The organism is Phytomonospora endophytica, from assembly GCF_014202425.1.
In the GTDB taxonomy this organism is placed as follows: Bacteria; Actinomycetota; Actinomycetes; order Mycobacteriales; family Micromonosporaceae; genus Phytomonospora; species Phytomonospora endophytica.
In genome coordinates, this window is the sequence record NZ_JACHGT010000007.1 from 325792 (window position 1) to 345944 (window position 20153).

A 20153-nucleotide genomic window follows, 5' to 3' on the forward strand; every position below is an offset into this window, starting at 1 on the left:
CGGGCCGATCCCGTCCCCGTGGCAGGAGACAGCACAGATGACCTTCAGCGCCAGCGGCCCAGGTGTTCGCACGCATCGACGTGGCGGCAAGGGGACCCGTAGAACGCGGCGCCGCAAGATCCTCGCGCCCTGGATCATCGTCACGGCCGTCTCGGTGCTCGTCCTGTCCCTGCTGACCGCCGGGTTCGTCTACCTGATCACCGGCTCCTGCTCCGGGTCGCCCGAGCAGGTCAACATCGCGGCCTCGACGAGCATGGCCGGGCCGTTGAAGACCCTCGCCCGCTCCTGGGCCGACACCGAACCGTCCGTGGACGGCAAGTGTGTGGCCATCGAGGTGCAGGAGAAGGAGTCTGCCGAGGTGCAGCAGGCACTCTCCCCCGACTGGGACGTCAAGCGCAACGGCGCCGCGCCGGACGTGTGGATCCCGGAGTCGACGGCGTGGGCGCGGATGGCCGCCGACCGTGAGGCGACCGCGCGGCTCATCCCGGACCTGCAGCCGAGCATCGCCACGTCGAGCGCGGTCATCGCCATGCCGAAGGTCATGGCCGAGGCCCTCGGCTGGCCCGACGCGAAGCTGAACTGGCAGACCCTGGTCGAGAAGGCCAAGGACCCCAAGGGCTGGGGCGACGAGCACCCGGAGTGGGGCAAGGTCCGCATCGGCATGAGCAACCCGCTGACCTCGACGGCGAGCCTGCTGGCGCTGCTGGCGATGGTCGACACCGACGGGGACACCGACATCACCGAGCGGGAGCTCGAAGCGGTCGTGTCGCTGAAGAACATGATGGCCGAGTACGAGGACGCCGACCCGAACGCGCTGATGAACAAGATGCGCGAGGCCGACGGCGCCGGCGGCGCCCTCGCCCACCTGTCGGCGTTCCCCGCTCTCGAACGCGACGTGCTGATGTACAACTCGTACAACCCGCAGGTGCCCTTGGCCGCGGTCTACCCGTCGGACGGCGCTCCCGAGGCCGACAACCCGTATCTGATCATCCAGAACGCGCCGTGGGCGTCGGCCTTCAAGCAGGACGCGGCGAGCCAGTTCCTGGAGTACGTGCGCGGTGAAGAGGGCCGCGAGCAGATCATCGGCAGCGGTTTCCGCGACGGCAACCGCGTCGGCGGTCCCGATCTCAGCGAGGCCAACGGCCTGTCACCGCAGACGGTCCTGCCGCGCGAGGCGGTCCAGCCCGCCGCCGTGACCAACACCCTGGCGACGTGGACGGCGCTGAACCGGACCACGAACCTGCTGTTCGTGATGGACACCTCGGAGTCGATGAACGCGGCCACCACCGTCGACGGTGAGAACACCACGCTGATGGAGGTCGCCAAGGAGGCCGTCGGGATCGCGCTGAACATGATCGGCGACCAGTCGCAGGTCGGATTGTGGCAGTTCTCCGACGATCAGGGCTCCGGCTCGGGGATCCCCTATCAGACGCTGGTGAACCTCGATCCGCTCGACAAGGGCAACCGTGGCGCCATCTCCGAACAGATCGGGTTCATGCAGGCCGGCGGGGCGAGCGGGCTCTACGACACCGCCCTGGCCGCCTACACCCACGTCACGGAGAACTACCTCGCCGAGGCGACGAACATGGTGGTCGTCTTGACCGCGGGCGCCAACGACAACCCCTACGGTGGTCTGTCCCTGGAGGACCTGACCAACCAGCTGACGTCCAAGCGCGACCCGAACAAGCCGGTGTCGCTGATGACGATCGGTTACGGCGAAGGCGCCGACGAGACGGCGATGCAGCAGATCTCGGCGGCGACGAAGGGCCAGTACTTCCCCTCGACGTGGCCGGGAGAGATCAGCAAGACGCTGCTGAACGCGCTGTTCAACGCGCAGTGAGGGCGGACCGCCCGGCGCACCCCGGCGCTCCCACCCGCGCCGGGCATGCGAACCGGCCGTGGCGTTCCACGGCCGGCAGGATCTCGCGGCTAGGCCGCGGCGTTCGCGTGCGGGACCGGGCCTCGGTGCGGACTCACCAAGGATCCATCCGGCAACAGCTCCCCGGTGTCCTCAAAGAGGATCACTCCGTTGCAAAGCAGGCTCCAGCCCTGTTCGGGGTGGCTGACCAGGACGCGCGCGGCCTCCCGGTCGATCGCCTCCGCCGTGGGACAGGGTGGTTCGTGTTGACACATCGTCGGCTCCGGTTCCTTGACCGTGTGGGGTGGATCACTATCAACAGTGAGCCACACTAGCCGCAACCTCGACAGTTCTCCGCATCAATAGCGGCACGTTTCCGGGAGTATCAGCCGAACAGATGATCACATTGCCCACCTCCGTCCACGCCCCGGCGGTCCCTTCGGGCTGCCGGGGGCGGTTGCGCGTCCGCGCCACCCGCACCTGGCGGCTCGCCGAGGGCGGCGACCCGGCCGAGCTGGTCGCACAGCTACTGGACGAACACGGTCTCGGTGCCCTGCCCTTGCCTACGGGACGCTCTGTGCACGATCCACGCGCGGGGACTCTGTGCGGTGCGGCCGTGGTGATTTCCGCCACAGCGGGCGCGGCGATGGTGGGTGGAGCGAGCGGGAAGCCCTCGCCGGCACCGGCCGTCCCCGACATCGCGGTGGTGGTGTACGAGCACGTCGAGCCGGTCCCGGAGGCCCTCGTAAAGGGGGCTGAGTTCGCGCTGGGGCCGTGGCGGGAGTCCTGGGAACCGTGGGAGCACGCCGAGGCCGTACGGGCCGTACGGGAGGCCATAGGGGCCGGGGACGTGTACCAGGTGAACCTCGTCGGCCATGCCCGCGCCGCGTACACCGGAAATTCGGGACCCGCACTCGCGCGCGTCGCCTCGGTGCCCGAGGCCCGCTACGCCGGCGCGATCGCCGGTGACGGCTGGGCACTGGCGTGCGCGTCGCCCGAGCAACTCATCACCGTCGAGGGCGACGTACTGGAGACCGGGCCGATCAAGGGCACACGCCCCTCGACACCGGAGGGCCGCGCCGAACTGCTGGCCTCGGTGAAGGAGCGGGCCGAGCACGTCATGATCGTCGACCTGGAACGCAACGACCTCGCCCACATCGCCCGTCCCGGGAGCATCGAGGTGAGCGAACTGTTCGCCGTCAAGCGATGGCGGAACACCTGGCACGCCGAGTCGACGATCCGCGCGAGGCTCGACGACGGGGTCACCCTCGCCGGCCTGCTGCGGGCCGTCTGCCCGGGCGGGTCGGTGACGGGGACCCCGAAACTCGCCGCCCTGGACACGATCGCGGGCCTGGAACCCGTCGGCCGCGGACCGGCGATGGGCGCCTTCGGGTACGTGACGCGCGAGCGCATCGACCTCGGGCTGACCATCCGGACCGTCGCCGCCGACGCCGAGCACCTGCACATCTGGGCCGGTGGCGGCATCACCTGGCGTTCGGATCCCGACGCCGAGGTGGCCGAGGCAGCCGCGAAGGCGGCGCCGCTGCGGGCGCTGCTGGCCGGAGACGCTCCCCGGACATGAAGCGGCCCCGCCACCTTTGTGAGGTGGCGGGGCCGCTTCTGACCGTCGAACAAGGTCTGGGATCCCCCACGCGGGCCGTCCGGCCCGTCGGCGCTACGACCCGAACGCCTCCGGCGGCGGGCACGAGCAGGTCAGGTTGCGGTCACCGAAGGCGCCGTCGATCCGCCGCACCGGAGCCCAGTACTTCCCGGCGTGCCGACCCGCCGGGTAGGCCGCCAGGCTTCGCGGGTAGGGGTGCGTCCACTCGTCGCCGGTCACCATCGCCGCGGTGTGCGGCGCGTTGCTCAGCGGGCTGTCGGCAACCGGCCACTCGCCCTCGCCGACGCGCGTGATCTCGGCGCGGATGCTGATCATGGCGTCGCAGAAGCGGTCCAGCTCGCCCAGATCCTCCGACTCGGTCGGCTCGACCATGAGCGTCCCGGCGACCGGGAAGGACATCGTCGGCGCGTGGAACCCGTAGTCGATGAGGCGCTTGGCCACATCGTCGACGGTCACGCCGGTGTCCTTGGTGATCCCGCGCAGGTCGAGAATGCACTCGTGCGCGACGAGGCCCTTGTTCCCCGTGTACAGCACCGGGAAGTGCGGCGACAGGCGCGCGGCGACATAGTTCGCGGCCAGGACCGCCACGGCGGTCGCCTCGGTCAGCCCGGGGCCGCCCATAAGCCGCAGGTAGACCCACGGGATCGGCAGGATCCCGGCCGACCCGTAGGGCGCCGCCGCGACCGGCCCGACCTTCGCGTCGGCCGCGAGGGGGTGACCGGGCAGGTAGTCGGCGAGGTGCGCGCGAACGGCCACCGGGCCGATGCCCGGACCGCCGCCGCCGTGCGGGATGCAGAAGGTCTTGTGCAGGTTCAGGTGCGACACGTCGGCGCCGAACTTGCCGGGCTTGGCGAAACCGAGCAGCGCGTTGAGGTTGGCGCCGTCGACGTAGACCTGCCCGCCGGCGTCGTGGACCTTCGCACAGACCTCGGAGATTCCCGTCTCGTAGACGCCGTGCGTCGACGGGTAGGTCACCATGATCGCGGCGAGCCGGTCGGCGTTGGCCTCGATCTTGCGGTCGAGGTCGGCCAGGTCGATGTTGCCGTCGTCGTCGCAGCCGACGACGACCACGCGCATCCCTGCCATGACCGCGCTGGCGGCGTTCGTCCCGTGCGCGCTCGACGGGATCAGGCACACGTCACGGTGCGACTCGCCGCGGTCGGCGTGGTAGGCGTGGATCGCCAGGAGCCCGGCGAACTCGCCCTGCGAACCGGCGTTCGGCTGGAGACTGACCGCGTCGTAGCCGGTGACCTCGCTGAGCCAGGTCTCCAGGTCGCCGACGAGCTGGCGGTAACCGCGGGTCTGGTCCTCGGGCGCGTAGGGGTGGATGTCGGCGAAGTCCGGCCAGGAGATGGGTTCCATCTCGGTGGTGGCGTTGAGCTTCATCGTGCAGGACCCGAGCGGGATCATGCCCCGGTCGAGCGCGTAGTCCATGTCGGACAGGCGGCGCAGGTAACGCAGCATCGCCGTCTCGGAGCGGTGCTCGTGGAAGACCGGGTGGGTCAGGTACTCGCTGGTGCGGACGAGCGCGGCCGGGAGTGCGTCGGGCGCGTCCTCCAGCTCGCTGAAACCGCTCTGCTCGGCACCGAACGCGCGCCACACCGACAGCACGTCGCCGACGGTCGTGGTCTCGTCGCAGGTCACGCCGACGTGGTCGGCGTCGACGAGGCGAAGGTTCACCCCGAGCTCGGCGGCGGCGGCCACGACATCGGCGGCCTGGCCCGGGACGCGGGCGAGGACCGTGTCGAAGAACGCCTCACCGTCCACCTCGATGCCGCGCTGGCGAAGCCCTTCGGCGAGCAGCACCGCCCGGCGGTGGACCCGGTGGGCGATGGCGCGCAGGCCGTCGGGACCGTGGTAGACGGCGTAGCAGGCGGCGATGACGGCGAGCAGGACCTGCGCGGTGCAGATGTTGCTGGTCGCCTTCTCCCGCCGGATGTGCTGCTCGCGGGTCTGCAGGGCGAGACGGTAGGCCGGGTTGCCGTCGACGTCCTTGGAGACGCCGACGAGACGGCCGGGGAGCATGCGCTCCAGGCCCTTGCGGACCGACATGTAACCGGCGTGCGGGCCGCCGAAGCCCATCGGCACGCCGAAGCGCTGGGCCGAGCCGACGGCGATGTCGGCGCCCATCTCGCCGGGCGAGCGCAGGACGGCCAGGGCGAGGAGGTCGGCGGCGACGGCGACCTGGGCGCCGTGGGCGTGGGCGGCCTCGATGACGGCGGTGTGGTCGGTGACGCGGCCGGAGGTGCCCGGGTACTGGAGCAGGACCCCGTAGTACTCGGCGGGAAGGTTCGCGGGGTCGGCGAGGTCGGCGACGTGGAGTTCGATGCCGAGCGGGACGGCGCGCGTGCGCAGGACCGCGAGGGTCTGCGGGAGGACGTCGGCGTCGACGGCGAAGACCGGTGAGGTGATCTTCGTGGCGCGGCGGGCCAGGGTCATCGCCTCGGCGGCCGCGGTGGCCTCGTCGAGGAGGGACGCGCCGGCCACGTCGAGACCGGTGAGGTCGGCGACGACGGTCTGGAAGTTGAGCAGCGCTTCGAGACGGCCCTGGCTGATCTCGGGCTGGTACGGGGTGTAAGCGGTGTACCAGGCGGGGCTTTCGAGGACGTTGCGGCGGATCACGGCGGGCGTGTCGGTGCCGTGGTAGCCGAGGCCGATCATCTGGCGCATGCGGCGGTTCTGGGCCGCCAGCGAACGCAGCTCGGCGATGACCTCGGTCTCGGTCGCGGCCGGGCGCAGGTTCAGGCCATCGTGGGCGCCGATGGTCTCGGGGATCGCCGCGCGCAGCAGCTCATCGGTGGAGGTGTAGCCGACGGCGTCGAGCATCCGCCGCTGGTCGTCGGGGGAAGGCCCGACATGGCGCCGTACGAACGGCGTGGCCTCGGGCGCTCGGTCGTCGCTGGACCGGTGGGTCATGCCAGGTACTCCGCTGGGAGGTACGGCGCGGGCACGTCACCCGCGACGGTCCTCCCCCTCTGTCGTGGAACCTGAGAGCTTCACCCTCGCGGGCTTGCCCCTTCGGTGAGACGGATCGGCCGTCTGCTCTCCAGAGGTGCCAGTCCGAGCGGTCCTTCTGCCTGAGAGGTTCCGGGGAGGATTTGCTCCTTCGGCGCCACCGCATCGTGCCCTGGTGGACTCTCCCGCTCGGGTTTACCGGCATTCGGTTCACACGCTACCAGCGCGAGATCATGGCCGAACCGCCAAGGCGCGCGGAATCCGGTCCGTGAACGGCCGTGGCCACCCCCGTGACCGGCGCGAACGCCACCGGGTGACGAAGATCGCGTCGCCGCTAGGCCTTCGCGGCCTTCGCCGCCGCCTTCATCTCCTTCTTGAACGCCCGGACCTTCGCGAGGCTCCCGGCGTCGGTGATGTCGGCGACCGACCGGAACGAGCGCTGGGCGCCGTAGTCGCCGGCGGCCTTGCGCCAGCCCGCCGGGCGGACCTCGAACTGTTTACCGAGGAGCGCGATGAAGATCTGCGCCTTCTGTTTCCCGAACCCCGGCAGTGCGCCGAGGCGCCCGGCGAGGTCGGCGGCGTTCTTCGCCCCCGTCCAGACGAGCGAGGCGTCACCGTCGTACTCGTCGGCGACGGCCCGGGCGAGCTTCTGCGTGCGCTCGGCCATCGAACCGGGGAAACGGTGGATGGCCGGGACCGTCGCGAAGATCTTCGCGAAGTCCTCGGGATCGTGATCGGCGATCGCGACCGGGTCGAGACGGTCGACACCGAGACGCTCGGCGAGCCGGTACGGGCCGACGAAGGCCTTCTCCAAGGGGATCTGCTGGTCGAGGAGCATGCCCGTCAGCAGCGCGAAAGGGTCGGCGGCGAGCAGCTCGTCGGCGGCCTTCTCCTGGGCCAGCCACAACTCCGGCACGGTCACCCCGCCTGACGGCGCGCGCGGCGCAGCGACAACTCGTCCATCATCGAGGCCGTGGCGTCCTCACCGAGGCTGGCGCGCACGGCGGGCAGCGAGGCGAGCGAGCCCTGGATCTCCTTGAAGGCCCCGGAGATCGCGATACCGAAGACGCCCTGACCACCCTGGAGCAGGTCGACGACCTCCTCGGGCGAACGACACTCGTAGACGGTCGTGCCGTCGGAGATGAGCGTGATCTCGGCGAGGTCCTCGACACCGCGGGCGCGCAGCGCGTCGATGGCCTTGCGGATGTTCTGCAGCGAGACACCTGCGTCGAGGAGGCGCTTGACGACCTTGAGGACCACGATGTCGCGGAAGGAGTAGAGCCGCTGGCTACCGGAACCGGTCGCACTGCGGACACTGGGAACGACCAGGTCGGTGCGGGCCCAGTAGTCGAGCTGGCGGTAGCTGATACCGGCGGCGGCACAGGCGGTCGGCCCGCGGTAACCGGTCAGTTCCTCAGCGTCGCCGTGCACGGCCGCGGATGCGGTACCGGTCTGGTTGCTCCTCTCGGTCACAACGTCCTCCCCATGTCCGCAGGATTTCGCCGGCCACGGCCGCGCGACCTGTCCGCTGTCGTGGAGCGGTCGGCGCCCGGCCGCACCCCACGCCAAGACCCTATACCCCCGGGCACCGTCCGGCCCGAATTCGCGGGGTACGACACGCCGCGACGGGGGGTGGGGTAGACAGCAGCGCTAACCCGCGAAGTCCTCCGGGCTCACCGTGTCCAGGAACTCCCGGAACTTCTCGACCTCGTCCTCCTGCTCGTCGGGAATGACGATGCCGGACTCCTCGATGACCTCATCGGCGCACCGCACCGGCGAACCCGTCCGCAAGGCCAGCGCGATCCCGTCCGACGAACGCGCCGAGACGCGCACACCGTTCTCGAAGACGAGCTCGGCGTAGAAGATGTTGTCCTTTATCTCCACGATCTCCACCGCCTCCAGATTCACCTCCAGCGCGGCCAGCACATCGCGCATCAGGTCGTGGGTCAACGGACGCGGAGGGGTCATCCCCTGCTGCTGGTATGCGATGGCGGTGGCCTCGACGGCGCCGATCCAGATGGGCAGGTAGCGCTCGCCGTCGGTCTCCTTGAGCAACACGATCGGGTTGTTGCTCGGCAGTTCGACCCGGACACCCACCACGGTCAGTTCGCGCACCAGATCCTCCGTCGCGCCCTAAGGTACGGCCCTTGCTCTGCTCTTTGCACGGTACACGCACCGTTCAGCGACGGGCAGCGTCGCGGCTGAGTCCCTTCGCGACCAGCGCGGCGTGCAAGCTCGCCGACAAAGCCGCCAGATCAGCGGCCACCACGTCGGCCTCGCCGTCCCGGCGATGCCGCAGCGGCGCCGTGATCTGCCCGATGAGCGCCAGGTCGCGATCGGCGGCCTGACGATGGCCGCGCAAGTGCCGCGGCTCGATCCCGAAGCGCGCCAGACCCGCCGCGACGGTCGCCACCACCAGATCATGGTGATCGAACTCGCCTTCACGCCCGCCCTCGCCGACGAGCCCCAGCAACCGCAACTCCTCCAGCCACCGCTCGTCGAGACCGCTCCGCGCCAAGACCTCACCACGCGAATAACGCGCCGAAGGCGGCTCCGCGACCGCCGGCAGGTCGGGAACCGTCTCGACAGGCCCGTCCAGCCGCTCACGGATCACGCTCAACGGCAAGAACTCGTCACGCTGCAGCGACAAGACCGCACGCAGCCTCGCCACATCACCCCACGAGAAACGCCGGTAACCCGAAGGACGCCGCGACGGGCACACCAGGCCCTCGGCCTCCAGGAAACGGACCTTCGACACCGACAGGCCGGTGAACTCCACCCGCAGATGCGCCACCACCTCCCCGATCGACATCGACGGAGGGTCGGACCCTGGCACAGGCGAGGACACCGGCCGAAAACCGAGAGACTACTGCGGGCGCGGCCCGGCGATGAACACCAGGCGGAACTTCCCGATCTGCACCTCGTCACCGTTCCCGAGCGTCGCGTTCTCCACCCGCTCACGGTTCACGTAAGTGCCGTTCAGGCTCCCCACGTCACGAACCGTGAAAGTCACCCCGTCACGGTGGAACTCCGCATGACGACGCGACACCGTCACATCGTCGAGGAAGATGTCGCTGTCCGGGTGCCGACCACTCGTCGTCACCTCCAGATCCAGCAGGAAACGAGCCCCGGCGTTCGGCCCCCGGCGCACCACGAGCAAAGCGGTCCCCGGCGGCAAGGACTCGGCCAGCCGACCGGCATTGACATCGGTGTCAGAACCCTCAAGCACCTCATCGAGAGCGCCGAGATTCATCGTCGATGTGACGTCGAGCGGAGGGTACTCGTCGTCAGGGCGGGGGCGCGTCATCAGACCACCTCACGTCTGGTCGACCGGTCCGACAGCGACACGATCGACGGTTTACTCACGGGACTTGACTGACACAACTTAACCACGTCGGTAACTGAGCGAGCCTAGCCACCCGCTCAGCAGCCGGTCAACAGCAACGCGCAGAAGCGAGGAGGGGTTGTTCGCCACCTGGACGTGAGCAGGGGGCGAGGCGGGTGGTGCGTGCGCGAAGGCGGAGACACGGACGCCGCGCCCCCGCACCGAACCGCCGCGCACAGACTCACGCACGAACGGCGGGTAGGCCCGGTCCCGGGTCCCCGGCCCGAGAGCAGCAGTGCTTGAGGCTGCGGGGCCGAACCCCAGCGTGAGAGGGGCGCCGCAGCGCCCCGGCCTTTGGCGGGGGGCGCTGCGGGCGGGAGACCGGCCTGCGTGGGCGAGCGAAGGGAGGCTCACGCTCGCGGGATCGGCGTCTTGGGTTCCCGGCGTTTGCGGGTGTGCTTTTAAGGGCCTGTGCTTGTTTGGGCGGCGCGAACGAAACCGCCTGAAAGGCATGGGATCGGGCTCGGCCCGCCGCCGGTGCCAGGTCCCCGGCGTGGGTGGGTGAGCGAAGCAGGGCTCGGCCTTGGTGACACTGCTGCGGGCGGGTTCCCTGGCCTGCGTGGGTGAGCGAAGCGAGGCTCACGCTCGCGGGATCGGCGTCTTGGGTTCCCGGTGTTGGTGGGTGAGGTTTTAAGGGCCTGTGCTTGTTTGGGCGGCGCGAACGAAACCGCCTGAGGGGTATGGGATCGGGCTGCGGCCCGCCGCCGGTGCCGGGTCCCCGGCCGGGTGCGGAAACGTGGCCGGGTTCCCGGCCCGCGTGGGCGAGCGAAGCGAGACTCACGCTCGCCGGGCCGCGTCTTAGGTTCCCGGGCCCGAGTGGGCCGCGAAGCGAGACTCACGCTCGGGGGGCCGGCGTCTTGGGTTCCCGGTGTTGGTGGGTGAGGTTTTAAGGGCCTGTGCTTGTTTGGGCGGCGCGAACGAGACCGCCTTGCGGGTATGGGATCGGGCTGCGGCCCGCCGCCGGTGCCGGGTCCCCGGCGTGGTGAGCCGCGAAGCGCGACTCGGCCTTGGTGACACTGCTGCGGCCGGGGTCCCGGCGTGGGTAAGCCGCGAAGCGGGACTCGCCCCAAGCGAGACCGCTGCGGTTCGGTTCCCGGCCTGCGGAAAACCGCGAAGCGAAGCTTGCCCTTGGCGAGCGCGCTGCGGCCGGGTCTCCACCAGAGCGGGCCGCGAAGCGCAGACTCTCCCCGGGCGGACGCCGCGGCGGGGTTCCCTGGCCCGCGTGGGCGAGCGAAGGGAGGCTCACGCTCGCGGGACCGGCGTCTTAGGTTCCCGGTGTTGGGTGGGTGGGCTTTTAAGGGCCTGTGCTTGTTTGGGCGGCGCGAACGAAACCGCCTGAAAGGCATGGGATCGGGCTGCGGCCCGCCGCCGGTGCCAGGTCCCCGGCGTGGGTGCAGGAACGCATCCGGGTACCCGGCGTGGCGGGCGAGCGAAGCGGGACTCGCCCTCAGCGGGCACGCTACGGCGGGGTCCCCCGCGTGCGGAGAGCCGCGAAGCGGACTCGCCCTTGGCGAGCCGGCGGCGGCGGTTCACGGCGGGAGCGAGCCGCGAAGCGAGACCCACGCTGGGCGGGCCGCTCTGGCCAGCCGCCCCCTCGCGCGAAAGCGCGGAGCCGCCCGCCGAGCATCCGCTCGGCCCCAACCGTCACCGGCGCGCCCTGTCCCCCACCTGTGGAAGCCGCGCAGCGACCACCCCCGCCACCAGGGCGGTCCCCCGCCCCGGTGTCGTCGGGCTACGTGCGTGTCTAACCCTGCGTCAGCTTCGTGTACGCGTCGGCGTCGAGGAGGGCCGCGACGTCGGCGACGTCGTCGGGCTCCAGCTCGAACAGCCAGCCCGCGCCGTACGGGTCGTCGTTGATCTGCTCCGGCGTGTCGCCGAGCGCGTCGTTGCGGGCCGTGACCGTCCCCGACAGGGGCGCGTAGATGTCCGACACGCTCTTCGTCGACTCGACCTCGCCGACCGCGTCGCCGGCCGTGACCTTCGCGCCCGCCTCGGGCAGCTGCACGTAGACGATGTCGCCGAGAGACTCCTGCGCGAAGTGTGTGATGCCGATCCGGACCGCCGCGGACTCGGTGGACGCGATCCACTCGTGTTCGACGGTGTAACGCAGCTCTGCTGGGATCACCCTCGCAGCCTTTCTGGACGGGGACCGGAAGGTCACTCGACTGGCTTGGCGTACTTCGGTTCGGAAGGCTCCACGATCGTGGTCACCTGCACCTCCCCGGGCTCATTGACGACGACGGTACCGCCGTCTTTACCGACGTTGTCGACCACCCCACCGGGGATCCGCAGCGCCGTGTCCATCGTCGCCGGGTCCCCGATCACCGTGATCCGGTACGTACCCGTGATCGCCACATCATCGACGATCAAGCCGTCCGGACCGTCCAGGAAGAAGGTCGAGGCGACGATCCGCACCGACGCCCCGTTCGCGCCGTCGATCTGCGCCGCCTCCATCCCCGCACCCCGCAGCTCCTCCACCGCGTCGAGGATCGTCGCGGCCCGGATCGGCGTCGCGCCCGACTGGAACTCCAGGATCAGGCCCGTCCCCTTCGCCGCGAGGGTACCGGCGAGAATCCCCAGCTCATCGGCCAGACCGCGGGCCTCCTCAAGGGCGGCGGCGCCACCCTCGGCACCCGACGTCAACTGCCGCTTGCTCTCCTCCAGCCCGGCGATCTCGTCGGCCAGGCGCGTCTGCCGCGCGTCGAGGTCGGCGAGGATGCGGACCAGGTCCTCCTGGCGCGCACCGGCCAGTTCCGGATCCTCGTGATGACTGCGCAGCTGAACGGCGGCGGCGAAACCGAGCAGTGCCACGAGCACGCCGATCGCGACACCCGTCCGGCGCTTCCGCCGAACCTCGCCCGGCTTGTCCTCGACTTCGGGCGCGGGGTCCTTCTCCGGCGTCTCGTCGCTGAGACCGGCGTCACTGTCGTCGTTCACGGAATCGCCGTCTTGCCCTGGTTCGGGTGTGGGATTGATCATGGTCGCCCCTTCCTGCCTAGGCCGAGAAGAGATGTCGCCGGATCGCCGCGGCGTTGGAGAAGATCCGGATGCCGAGGACCACGACCACGCCCGTGGACAGCTGGCTTCCGACGCCGAGCTGGTCGCCGAGATAGACGATCAGCGCGGCGATGAGCACGTTGGAGATGAAGGAGACGACGAACTGCTTGTCGTCGAACTTCTTGTCCAGCCGGGCGCGCACGCCCCCGAACACCGAGTCGAGCGCGGCGATCACCGCGATCGGCAGATACGGCTGAAGCCACAACGGAACGTCCGGGTCGAGGAACACACCCAGGGCGATGCCGACGGCCAGCGCGAGGGCGGCGATCATCGGCCGCTCGCCGAGCCGCTGGGGTCGGGCACGGTGCCCGGTGGGAGCAGCGGTGCCGCGTTGTCCAGCGGCGGCGCCGGTGCCGCCGGAAGGGTCAGGTCGTCGGTGGCTTTCACCGTGAATCCCATTCCGTAGTCGTTGCTGTAGTTGTCGAAGGTGTGCGCGGTGGGGGTGGCGTTGAACTCGCGGGCCAGGTCGGGCGGGCCGATCGCGGTGATGGTGTAGGGGTCGGTGACGGGCCGGAAGTCGACGAGGATGGCGGCGCCGGCGGCACGGATGGCCGATGTCGCGGTCAGGCGCTGCTCGTCGATGGCGATGGCCTCGGCTCCCAGGGACCACAGGGTGTTCACGATGGTCTGGATGTCGCGGTCGATGACGCGGCCGAGGTCTTGGGCGGAAGGGTCTTCGGGCTTGGGGCCGTCGCTGACGGTGACCGTGACGCCGTCTCCCTCGACGGCGGCGAGGCCGGCCAGGGCGGCCTGGTTGTCGAGGGCCTCGGCTTCGGCGTCATTGCCGAGAAGCTCGTCGCGGAGGCTCTCGACGTCCTCACCGAGCTGTTCGGCGTCGTCCTGCATGCGGTCGGTCTCGGCCTGCCGGGAGTTGATGTCGGCGATCAGCTGGTCGCGGATCTCGGCGTTGGCGGGCGCGGCCGCGATGGTGTGCTGATAGGCGACGACGAGCAGGAAACCGATCACGGCGGCGGTGACGGCCGTCAGGGCGCGCGTGAAGCGGGTGCGGCGGATGGGACGTTTGGCCGCGTCGGTGTCGTAGTCGAGGGGGTCGTGCCAGAAACTGGCGAGCAGGTCTACCGCGACCGGCCCGAAACCGCGTTGCTTGTCGGGTTCGTCCTCGTAACGACGCCTCATGTGGACTGTTGCCTCACCACATCCGGGGTGTCGGCGCGGCTGGCGCGGATGAGCCCGGCGACCTGGACGACGTACAGCAGCGCCGAGATCCAGTACAGCACGATGCCCCACCACGCCAGCGCCCATCCGGTGGGCCGTGCCCACGCCTCGACGCCGCCACCCTGTCCGGCCAGGACGAGGACGGGGAAGGCCGCGAACACGATGAAGGTGGCGGCCTTGCCGAGGTAGTGGACTTCGAGGGGGCCGTAACCGTGACGGCGCAGCATGACCAGACCGGCGAGGAGTACCAGTTCGCGAGCCAGGAGCGCGGCGGTGAACTGCCAGGGCACGAACTCGCGGACGGTGAGGGCCACGACGGCCGCGAGGATGTAGAGGCGGTCGACGAGGGGGTCGAAGAGCTGCCCGAAACGGCTGACCTGGCCGAGGCGGCGGGCGAGGAACCCGTCGACCCAGTCGGTGCCGCCGCCGACGGCGAGGACGACGAGACCGGCGACGTCGTCGTGGCTGCCGAGCAGGAGGTAGAGGAAGACGCCGATGCCCAGGAAGCGGATGAAGCTGATGAGGTTCGGGATCGTCCAGACTCGCCAGGGTGCGGGGTCGGCCTGGACGTGCTGCTCCGTGCTCGTCACGTCGCCCCTCCCTCGGTTATATGCGCGTGCATCGCGGCGGTGATTCTACCCAGCGTGTCCGGACCGTTCCGCGCGGCCGTGCTGGAGTCGCGCGGGAAATCGCTTTCGGCCGGGACCGACCCTAGTCCGCGGGCGCGGCGGCCCAGATGGTGCGTACGTGGTCGAGGTGGCGGTGCATGAGCGCCTCGGCGCCCTCGGCGTCGCCGGCGAGCATGAGGTCCAGCAGCTCGACGTGCTCGTGGGCCGACGGGAGCAGCCGGTCGGCCGCGGCCAGCGCCGGCACGCCGTACAACCGGGACCGATAGCGCAGGTCGGCGACGACGCTGACCAGTCGGCGGTTGCCCGACAGCGCCAGCAGGGCGGAGTGGAAACGGTGGTCGGCGTCGATGTAGCCGGTGAGGTCGCGTTCGACGGCCGCGGTGACGATGAGCTCGGCGAGGGGCCGCAGCGCCTCCAGTTCGGCCCCGGCGGCGGTGCCGGTGATGGCCGCGACGGTCGGCGGCTCGATGAGGCGGCGTAGGGCCGTGCACTCGTCGAGTTCGCGCTCGTCGATGTCGACGACCCGGAAACCCTTGTTCCGGACGGCTTCGACGAGGCCCTCCTTGGCCAGGTCGAGCATCGCCTCGCGCACCGGGGTGGGCGACACGCCGAAGGTCTGGGCGAGCTTCGGCGCGGAGTAGATCACCCCGGGGCGGAGGCGTCCGGTGATCAGCGCGGCGCGCAGTTCGGTGCCGACCTTCTCGCGCAGATTCTGGCGCGGCGGGAGGGCGGGGAGGTCGAATGCGGCGTCCACGATTGCTCCGGTTCGTCAAACGGGTTGGCGCTGATACTCCCATGGAGTGACCGGCGCCACGCGGGTCGGTGTCACAGCTCGAAACCGCGCGGGAACGGGTCGCCGGGATCGAGCAGGTACTGGGCCGTGCCGGTGATCCAGGCGCGGCCGGTGATGGACGGGACGACGGCGGGCCGCCCGGCCACCTCGGTCACGGCGGACACGCGTCCGGTGAAGCGGCTGCCGATGAAGGACTCGTTGGTCATCTCCTCACCGACGGCCAGCTCACCGCGCGCGTGCAGCTGCGCCAGGCGCGCCGACGTCCCCGTCCCGCACGGTGAGCGGTCGAACCAGCCCGGGTGGATGACCATGGCGTGGCGGGTGTGCACGGCCGTGCTGCCCGGGGCGAGCACGGCGACGTGCTTGAGGCCCGCGATGGCCGGGTCGGTGGGATGGCTCGGCCGCGCGTGCTCGTCGATCGCGGCCATGACGGCGAGTCCCGCGCGCATGACGTCGTCCTTGTGCGCGCGGTCGAAGGTGACGCCGAGGTCCTCGGCTCGCACGAAGGCGTAGAAGTTGCCGCCGAAGGCGAGGTCGTAGGCGACCGTTCCGTACCCCGGGACCTCGACGGAGGCGTCGAGGTCCACGGCGAAGGACGGGACGTTCTCCAGGGTCACCGACTCGGCGTGCCCGTCGCGGACGGCGACCTTGGCGGTGACCAGCCCGGCGGGCGCGTCGAGGCGGATGGTGGTGACGGGTTCGGTCACCTCGACCATGCCGGTCTCGACGAGGACCGTGGCCACGCCGATCGTGCCGTGACCGCACATCGGCAGCCAGCCGGAGACCTCGATGAAGAGGACCCCGACGTCGGCGTCGGGACGCGTCGGCGGCTGCAGGATCGCGCCGCTCATGGCGGAGTGGCCGCGCGGCTCGTGCACGAAGAAGGTGCGCAGGTCGTCGCGTTCGGCCATGAGGATCGTGCGGCGTTCGGCCATGGTCGCACCCGGCAGGACGCCGACGCCGCCGGTGATGACGCGCGTCGGCATGCCCTCGGTGTGGGAGTCGACGGCGTGGTAGACGTGGCGGCTGCGCATCAGCGCAGGCCCTCGGCGATGGCCTTCTCCGTCGCCGAGCGGATCACCCGCTCCTGCTTGACGGTCAGTTCACCGCGCGGCGGACGGCACTCGCCGCCCTTGCGCCCGGCGATGTCCATGGACAGCTTGATGGCCTGCACGAACTCGGTCTTGGAGTCCCAGCGCAGCAGGGGGTGCAGGGCGCGGTAGAGCGGCAGCGCGGTGTCGAGGTCCTTGGCGATCGCGGCCTTGTAGAGCGCGACGCTCGACTCGGGCAGCGCGTTGGGGTACCCGGCCACCCAGCCGACGGCACCGGCGACGGCGAGTTCGAGGAGCACGTCGTCGGACCCGATGAGCAGGTCGAGTCCGGGCGCGAGTTCGGCGATCTCGTAGGCGCGGCGGACGTCGCCGGAGAACTCCTTGACGGCGACGATCAGGCCCTCGTCGTGGAGCTTGGCGAGGAGGCCCGGGGTCAGGTCGAACTTGGTGTCGATCGGGTTGTTGTAGGCGATGATCGGCAGTCCGGCCTTGGCGACCTCGGCGTAGTGGGCGACGACGGCGCGTGTGTCGGCGCGATAGGCGTTGGGCGGCAGGAGCATCACGGCCGCGCAGCCGGCCTCGGCGGCCTCTTCGGCCCAGTAGCGGGCCTCGCCGGAGCCGTAGGCGGCGACGCCGGGGATGACGTGCTCGCCGCCGATGGCCTCGACGGCGGTGGTCATCACCTTGTGGCGTTCCTTCTCGGTGAGGGTCTGGTACTCGCCGAGGGAGCCGTTGGGCACCACCCCGTCGCAGCCCTTCTCCTTGAGCCAGGCGACGTGCGTGGCATAGGAGTCGTAGTCGACGTGAAGGTCGTCGTGGAACGGCAGCGCTGTGGCGACCTGGACGCCGTGCCAGGGCTTGGTGGCGGTCATGTGTCGGCTCCTGCTCGTGGATGGATGGGTGCGGTGTCGCCCGCGGCGAGGTCGCCGAGGCGGACGGGCTGGGCGATGGGCCGGTCGGGGCGTTCGGGGGCGCCGACGAGGCACGCGGCGGCGTAACCGCAGACGCGTCCCTGGCAGCGGCCCATGCCGGTGCGGCTGAGGAGTTTGAGGCCCCGGGTGTCGCGGGCGCCGGCCGCGATCGCCTGTTCGACCCGCGAGTGCGGGACCTCTTCGCAGCGGCAGATGAGGGTGTCGTCGGTGAGCCAGCTTTTCCAGCCGTCGCGGACCGGCCAGGCGGCGGCCAGCGCGGCGGCGAGGCGTCGCTGCCGGGCACGGCGGCGCAGGAGGGACGCGGGCGGCCGGGCGCCGGTGGCGGCGTACCCGGCGAGCGCGCCGGTGACGATGGCGAGGGTGGCGCCGCCGACTCCGCAGGTCTCCCCCGCGGCCCATACGCGTGGGGCGGTGGTGGCCTGGGCGGCGTCGACGGCGGCGACGGGGGTGCCGTCGAAGCCTTCGGTGAGGGCGCAGCCGAGGTGCACGGCGAGTTCGAGCTGGGGCGTGAAGCCGTAGCCGGTGGCGAGGGTGTCGCAGGTGATGGTGCGGCCGGTTCCGGGCAGTGGCCGCCAGTCGCGGTCGAGGCGGGCGACGGTGACTTCTTCGAGTCGGCCGTCGCCGTGGGCGGCGATGACGGCGTGGCCGGTGCGGTAGGGGATGCGGTGGCGGAGGAGGGCGGCGGCGTATCCGGCGGCCTCGATCGCGCGTGCGGGGTCGGTGGCGAGCGGGAGGACGCGCCGGTCGGGCCGGTTGGCGTCGAACACGCCGTGGACGGTGGCGCCGGAGGCGGCGAGTCCGGTGGCGACGGGGAGCAGGAACGGGCCGGTGCCGGCCACGACGGCCCGGGCGCCGGCGGTGAGTCCGTGGCCCTTCCACAGGGCTTGGGCGCCGCCCGCGGTGAGGACGCCGGGCAGGTCCCAGCCGGGGAAGGGCAGGGAGCGGTCGTGGGCGCCGGTGGCGAGGATGAGGTGCTGGGCGCGGACCGTCGTGGGGCGTTCGTCGGCGTGCCCGACGAGGCAGTGCAGCGTGTGGGGCTCGCCGGGTTCGGCGTGCCAGACGCGGTGCCCGGCGAGGTGGTCGACGTTCTTGAGGGCGTCGCGGAGGCGGGTGAAGGCGCGCCAGTGGTGGTGCCGGGAGCCGTCGTCGCCGGGCCGGTGCCGGTAGAACTGCCCGCCGGGGTGTTCGGCGGCGTCGACGACGGCGACGCGCGCGCCTCGCGCGGCTGCGGTCTCGGCGGCGGCAAGCCCGGCGGGCCCGGCGCCGATGACGGCGATGTCGTACACGGTCACCGCTCCCCTCCGGTGGTGACCACGTCGCCGTCGCGGGCGGGTGCGAGGCAGGCGCGGATCGAGGCGCGGCCGTTGATGGTCACGAGGCAGTCGAAGCAGACACCGATGCCGCAGAACAGGCCGCGTGGGCGCGCGCCGACGCGGGTCGTGCGCCAGGCGCGCAGGCCGTCGGCGTGGAGGGCGGCGGCGATCGTCTGACCCTCTTCGGCGGGGACGGTCCGGCCGTCGACGGTGATGTTCACGCGTGCGCCTCCTCAACGGGACGGCCGAAACGCCCGGGCCGGAAGGCCGCGGTGTCGAGGGCGGGTTTCCCGCCGGTGAGCCCTTGCGCGACGAGGAGTCCGGTGGCGGCGGCGAGCCCGACGCCGGCGCCTTCGTGGCCGCAGGCGTGCCAGAGGCCGCCGACCGTCTCGTCGGCACCGATTATCGGCAGATGGTCGGGTGTGTAGGGGCGGAAACCGCGGTAGGCGCGCATGACCTGGACGTCGGTGAGGAAGGGGAACAGCTCGACGGCCTGGGCGGCGAGCCGTCGCAGCACGGGCACGGAGACGGTCTTGTCGAAGCCGACGCGTTCGCGGCTGGCGCCGATGAGGACGGGACCGGCGGCGGTGCCCTCGACGACGGGCGAGGTCTCCAGGCCCGCGGTCCCGGCGGCGACGTTGGCGACGTAGTCGGCGGAGTAGACCTTGTGCCGGATCATGCGCGGGAGCGGTTCGGTGACCAGCACGAAACCGCGGCGGGGCGCCACGGGCAGTTCGCTTCCGCAGCGGGCGGCGACCTCGGCGGCCCAGGTGCCCGCCGCGTTGACGACGGCGCCGGTGGGGATGGTTCCGGCGTCGGTGACGGCCGCGGTGATCTTCCCGCCGGTCAGAGTCAGGCCGGTGAGGGTGAGTCCGGTGTGGACGGTGATGCCGGGGCGGCGCAGGAGTTCCGCGGCGGCCAGGGACGGCATGACCTGGGAGTCCTGCGGGTAGTGGACGGCGCCGGCGGTGCCGTCGCGCAGGTGCGGTTCGAGGGTGCGCGGGTCGGCGACGGCCGCGGTCTCCACGCCTGCCGCGCGTTGTCCTTCGGCGAGTGCGGTCAGGGAGGCCAGGGCGGCGGCGGTCGAGGCGACGACGAGGCCGCCTTTGGGTTCGTACTCGATGTCGGTGTCGAGGGTCTCGGCCCATTCGCGCCAGCGACGCAGGGACAGCAGGGCGAGATCGAGTTCCGGTCCGGGCTCCTTGTCGGAGACCAGCAGGTTTCCCTCGCCGGCACCGGTGGTGCCGCCGGAGACCTGGTCGCGTTCGACGACGGCGACGGTCAAGCCCGCCGTGGCGCACTCGTACGCGACGGCGGCGCCGACGATTCCGGCACCGACGACGACGACGTCCGCACCGCCCAGAGGCTTGACCACGTCAGTA

The 20153-nt window shown here is 71.1% G+C and carries 20 protein-coding genes and 2 riboswitches; of the genes, 2 read left to right on the forward strand and 18 right to left on the reverse strand.

The window, feature by feature from the left end:
• Positions 1-37 precede the first annotated feature (37 nt).
• Positions 38-1840 carry a substrate-binding and VWA domain-containing protein gene (locus HNR73_RS18055; RefSeq protein WP_184788660.1) on the forward strand — a complete coding sequence of 601 codons (1803 nt, stop codon included), beginning with the start codon at positions 38-40 and terminating at the stop codon, positions 1838-1840.
• 89 nt (positions 1841-1929) lie between these two features.
• Here the strand turns inward: HNR73_RS18055 and HNR73_RS39080 are convergent, their stop codons facing one another.
• Positions 1930-2133: a DUF5999 family protein gene (locus HNR73_RS39080; protein ID WP_203687042.1), complete on the reverse strand. Its 204-nt coding sequence runs from the start codon at positions 2131-2133 to the stop codon at positions 1930-1932.
• Between the two features lie 122 nt (positions 2134-2255).
• Here HNR73_RS39080 and HNR73_RS18060 point away from each other — a divergent pair, with 122 nt between their 5' ends.
• Complete coding sequence (locus tag HNR73_RS18060) at positions 2256-3440, forward strand: chorismate-binding protein (RefSeq protein WP_184788661.1); 1185 nt, start codon at positions 2256-2258, stop codon at positions 3438-3440.
• A gap of 93 nt (positions 3441-3533) precedes the next feature.
• On the opposite strand, the gene gcvP is transcribed toward HNR73_RS18060, so the two are convergent.
• The 17 genes from gcvP to HNR73_RS18145 form a co-directional block, all read right to left on the reverse strand.
• Positions 3534-6395, reverse strand: coding sequence for an aminomethyl-transferring glycine dehydrogenase (gene gcvP, locus HNR73_RS18065; RefSeq protein WP_184788662.1), 2862 nt, complete (start codon positions 6393-6395; stop codon positions 3534-3536).
• A 49-nt stretch (positions 6396-6444) separates the two neighbouring features.
• A riboswitch (glycine riboswitch) is annotated at positions 6445-6534 on the reverse strand.
• A riboswitch (glycine riboswitch) is annotated at positions 6535-6632 on the reverse strand.
• 136 nt (positions 6633-6768) lie between these two features.
• Positions 6769-7350 (reverse strand): HhH-GPD-type base excision DNA repair protein, encoded by a 582-nt coding sequence (locus HNR73_RS18070; protein ID WP_184788663.1) that lies wholly within the window; start codon positions 7348-7350, stop codon positions 6769-6771.
• Positions 7351-7352: 2 nt separating this feature from the next.
• Positions 7353-7907, reverse strand: a complete 555-nt coding sequence (locus HNR73_RS18075; protein WP_184788664.1) for a MerR family transcriptional regulator — start codon at positions 7905-7907, stop codon at positions 7353-7355.
• Between the two features lie 177 nt (positions 7908-8084).
• Complete coding sequence (locus tag HNR73_RS18080) at positions 8085-8549, reverse strand: bifunctional nuclease family protein (protein WP_184788665.1); 465 nt, start codon at positions 8547-8549, stop codon at positions 8085-8087.
• A gap of 64 nt (positions 8550-8613) precedes the next feature.
• The gene (gene ftsR / locus HNR73_RS18085; RefSeq protein ID WP_184788666.1) at positions 8614-9246 is read right to left on the reverse strand and encodes a transcriptional regulator FtsR; all 633 of its coding nucleotides are present in this window, start codon (positions 9244-9246) and stop codon (positions 8614-8616) included.
• 54 nt (positions 9247-9300) lie between these two features.
• The gene (gene odhI, locus HNR73_RS18090) at positions 9301-9741 is read right to left on the reverse strand and encodes an oxoglutarate dehydrogenase inhibitor Odhl (protein ID WP_184788667.1); all 441 of its coding nucleotides are present in this window, start codon (positions 9739-9741) and stop codon (positions 9301-9303) included.
• 1822 nt (positions 9742-11563) lie between these two features.
• Complete coding sequence (gcvH, locus tag HNR73_RS18095) at positions 11564-11944, reverse strand: glycine cleavage system protein GcvH (protein WP_184788668.1); 381 nt, start codon at positions 11942-11944, stop codon at positions 11564-11566.
• A 32-nt stretch (positions 11945-11976) separates the two neighbouring features.
• On the reverse strand, positions 11977-12756 hold the full coding sequence (locus HNR73_RS18100; RefSeq protein WP_184788669.1) for a DUF881 domain-containing protein: 780 nt from the start codon (positions 12754-12756) through the stop codon (positions 11977-11979).
• A 58-nt stretch (positions 12757-12814) separates the two neighbouring features.
• Positions 12815-13147, reverse strand: a complete 333-nt coding sequence (locus tag HNR73_RS18105; RefSeq protein ID WP_184788670.1) for a small basic family protein — start codon at positions 13145-13147, stop codon at positions 12815-12817.
• Positions 13144-14013, reverse strand: coding sequence for a DUF881 domain-containing protein (locus HNR73_RS18110; RefSeq protein ID WP_184788671.1), 870 nt, complete (start codon positions 14011-14013; stop codon positions 13144-13146). The genes HNR73_RS18105 and HNR73_RS18110 overlap by 4 nt, the downstream gene beginning before the upstream one ends.
• Entirely contained in the window at positions 14010-14642 is a 633-nt protein-coding gene (gene clsA / locus HNR73_RS18115) for a cardiolipin synthase ClsA (RefSeq protein WP_184788672.1), read from the reverse strand. The genes HNR73_RS18110 and clsA overlap by 4 nt, the downstream gene beginning before the upstream one ends.
• A 121-nt stretch (positions 14643-14763) precedes the next feature.
• Positions 14764-15435 carry a GntR family transcriptional regulator gene (locus HNR73_RS18120; protein ID WP_184788673.1) on the reverse strand — a complete coding sequence of 224 codons (672 nt, stop codon included), beginning with the start codon at positions 15433-15435 and terminating at the stop codon, positions 14764-14766.
• Positions 15436-15506: 71 nt separating this feature from the next.
• The gene (locus HNR73_RS18125) at positions 15507-16508 is read right to left on the reverse strand and encodes a proline racemase family protein (RefSeq protein ID WP_184788674.1); all 1002 of its coding nucleotides are present in this window, start codon (positions 16506-16508) and stop codon (positions 15507-15509) included.
• Complete coding sequence (locus HNR73_RS18130; RefSeq protein ID WP_184788675.1) at positions 16508-17398, reverse strand: dihydrodipicolinate synthase family protein; 891 nt, start codon at positions 17396-17398, stop codon at positions 16508-16510. The genes HNR73_RS18125 and HNR73_RS18130 overlap by 1 nt, the downstream gene beginning before the upstream one ends.
• Positions 17395-18750, reverse strand: a complete 1356-nt coding sequence (locus HNR73_RS40760) for an FAD/NAD(P)-dependent oxidoreductase (RefSeq protein WP_203687048.1) — start codon at positions 18748-18750, stop codon at positions 17395-17397. The genes HNR73_RS18130 and HNR73_RS40760 overlap by 4 nt, the downstream gene beginning before the upstream one ends.
• Positions 18747-18992: a (2Fe-2S)-binding protein gene (locus HNR73_RS18140; protein ID WP_184788794.1), complete on the reverse strand. Its 246-nt coding sequence runs from the start codon at positions 18990-18992 to the stop codon at positions 18747-18749. The genes HNR73_RS40760 and HNR73_RS18140 overlap by 4 nt, the downstream gene beginning before the upstream one ends.
• Positions 18989-20146 (reverse strand): NAD(P)/FAD-dependent oxidoreductase, encoded by a 1158-nt coding sequence (locus HNR73_RS18145; RefSeq protein ID WP_239122436.1) that lies wholly within the window; start codon positions 20144-20146, stop codon positions 18989-18991. The genes HNR73_RS18140 and HNR73_RS18145 overlap by 4 nt, the downstream gene beginning before the upstream one ends.
• Positions 20147-20153 lie beyond the last annotated feature (7 nt).

Excerpts from the sequence above, each read along its gene's own strand:
- HNR73_RS18060 (WP_184788661.1), top strand. The coding sequence starts at position 2,256 with ATGATCACATTGCCCACCTCCGTCCACGCCCCGGCGGTCCCTTCGGGC.
- HNR73_RS39080 (WP_203687042.1), bottom strand. The coding sequence starts at position 2,133 with ATGTGTCAACACGAACCACCCTGTCCCACGGCGGAGGCGATCGACCGG.
- HNR73_RS18130 (WP_184788675.1), bottom strand. The coding sequence starts at position 17,398 with ATGACCGCCACCAAGCCCTGGCACGGCGTCCAGGTCGCCACAGCGCTG.
- HNR73_RS18055 (WP_184788660.1), top strand. The coding sequence starts at position 38 with ATGACCTTCAGCGCCAGCGGCCCAGGTGTTCGCACGCATCGACGTGGC.
- gcvP (WP_184788662.1), bottom strand. The coding sequence starts at position 6,395 with ATGACCCACCGGTCCAGCGACGACCGAGCGCCCGAGGCCACGCCGTTC.
- HNR73_RS18125 (WP_184788674.1), bottom strand. The coding sequence starts at position 16,508 with ATGCGCAGCCGCCACGTCTACCACGCCGTCGACTCCCACACCGAGGGC.
- HNR73_RS18105 (WP_184788670.1), bottom strand. The coding sequence starts at position 13,147 with ATGATCGCCGCCCTCGCGCTGGCCGTCGGCATCGCCCTGGGTGTGTTC.
- HNR73_RS18110 (WP_184788671.1), bottom strand. The coding sequence starts at position 14,013 with ATGAGGCGTCGTTACGAGGACGAACCCGACAAGCAACGCGGTTTCGGG.
- ftsR (WP_184788666.1), bottom strand. The coding sequence starts at position 9,246 with ATGTCGATCGGGGAGGTGGTGGCGCATCTGCGGGTGGAGTTCACCGGC.
- odhI (WP_184788667.1), bottom strand. The coding sequence starts at position 9,741 with ATGACGCGCCCCCGCCCTGACGACGAGTACCCTCCGCTCGACGTCACA.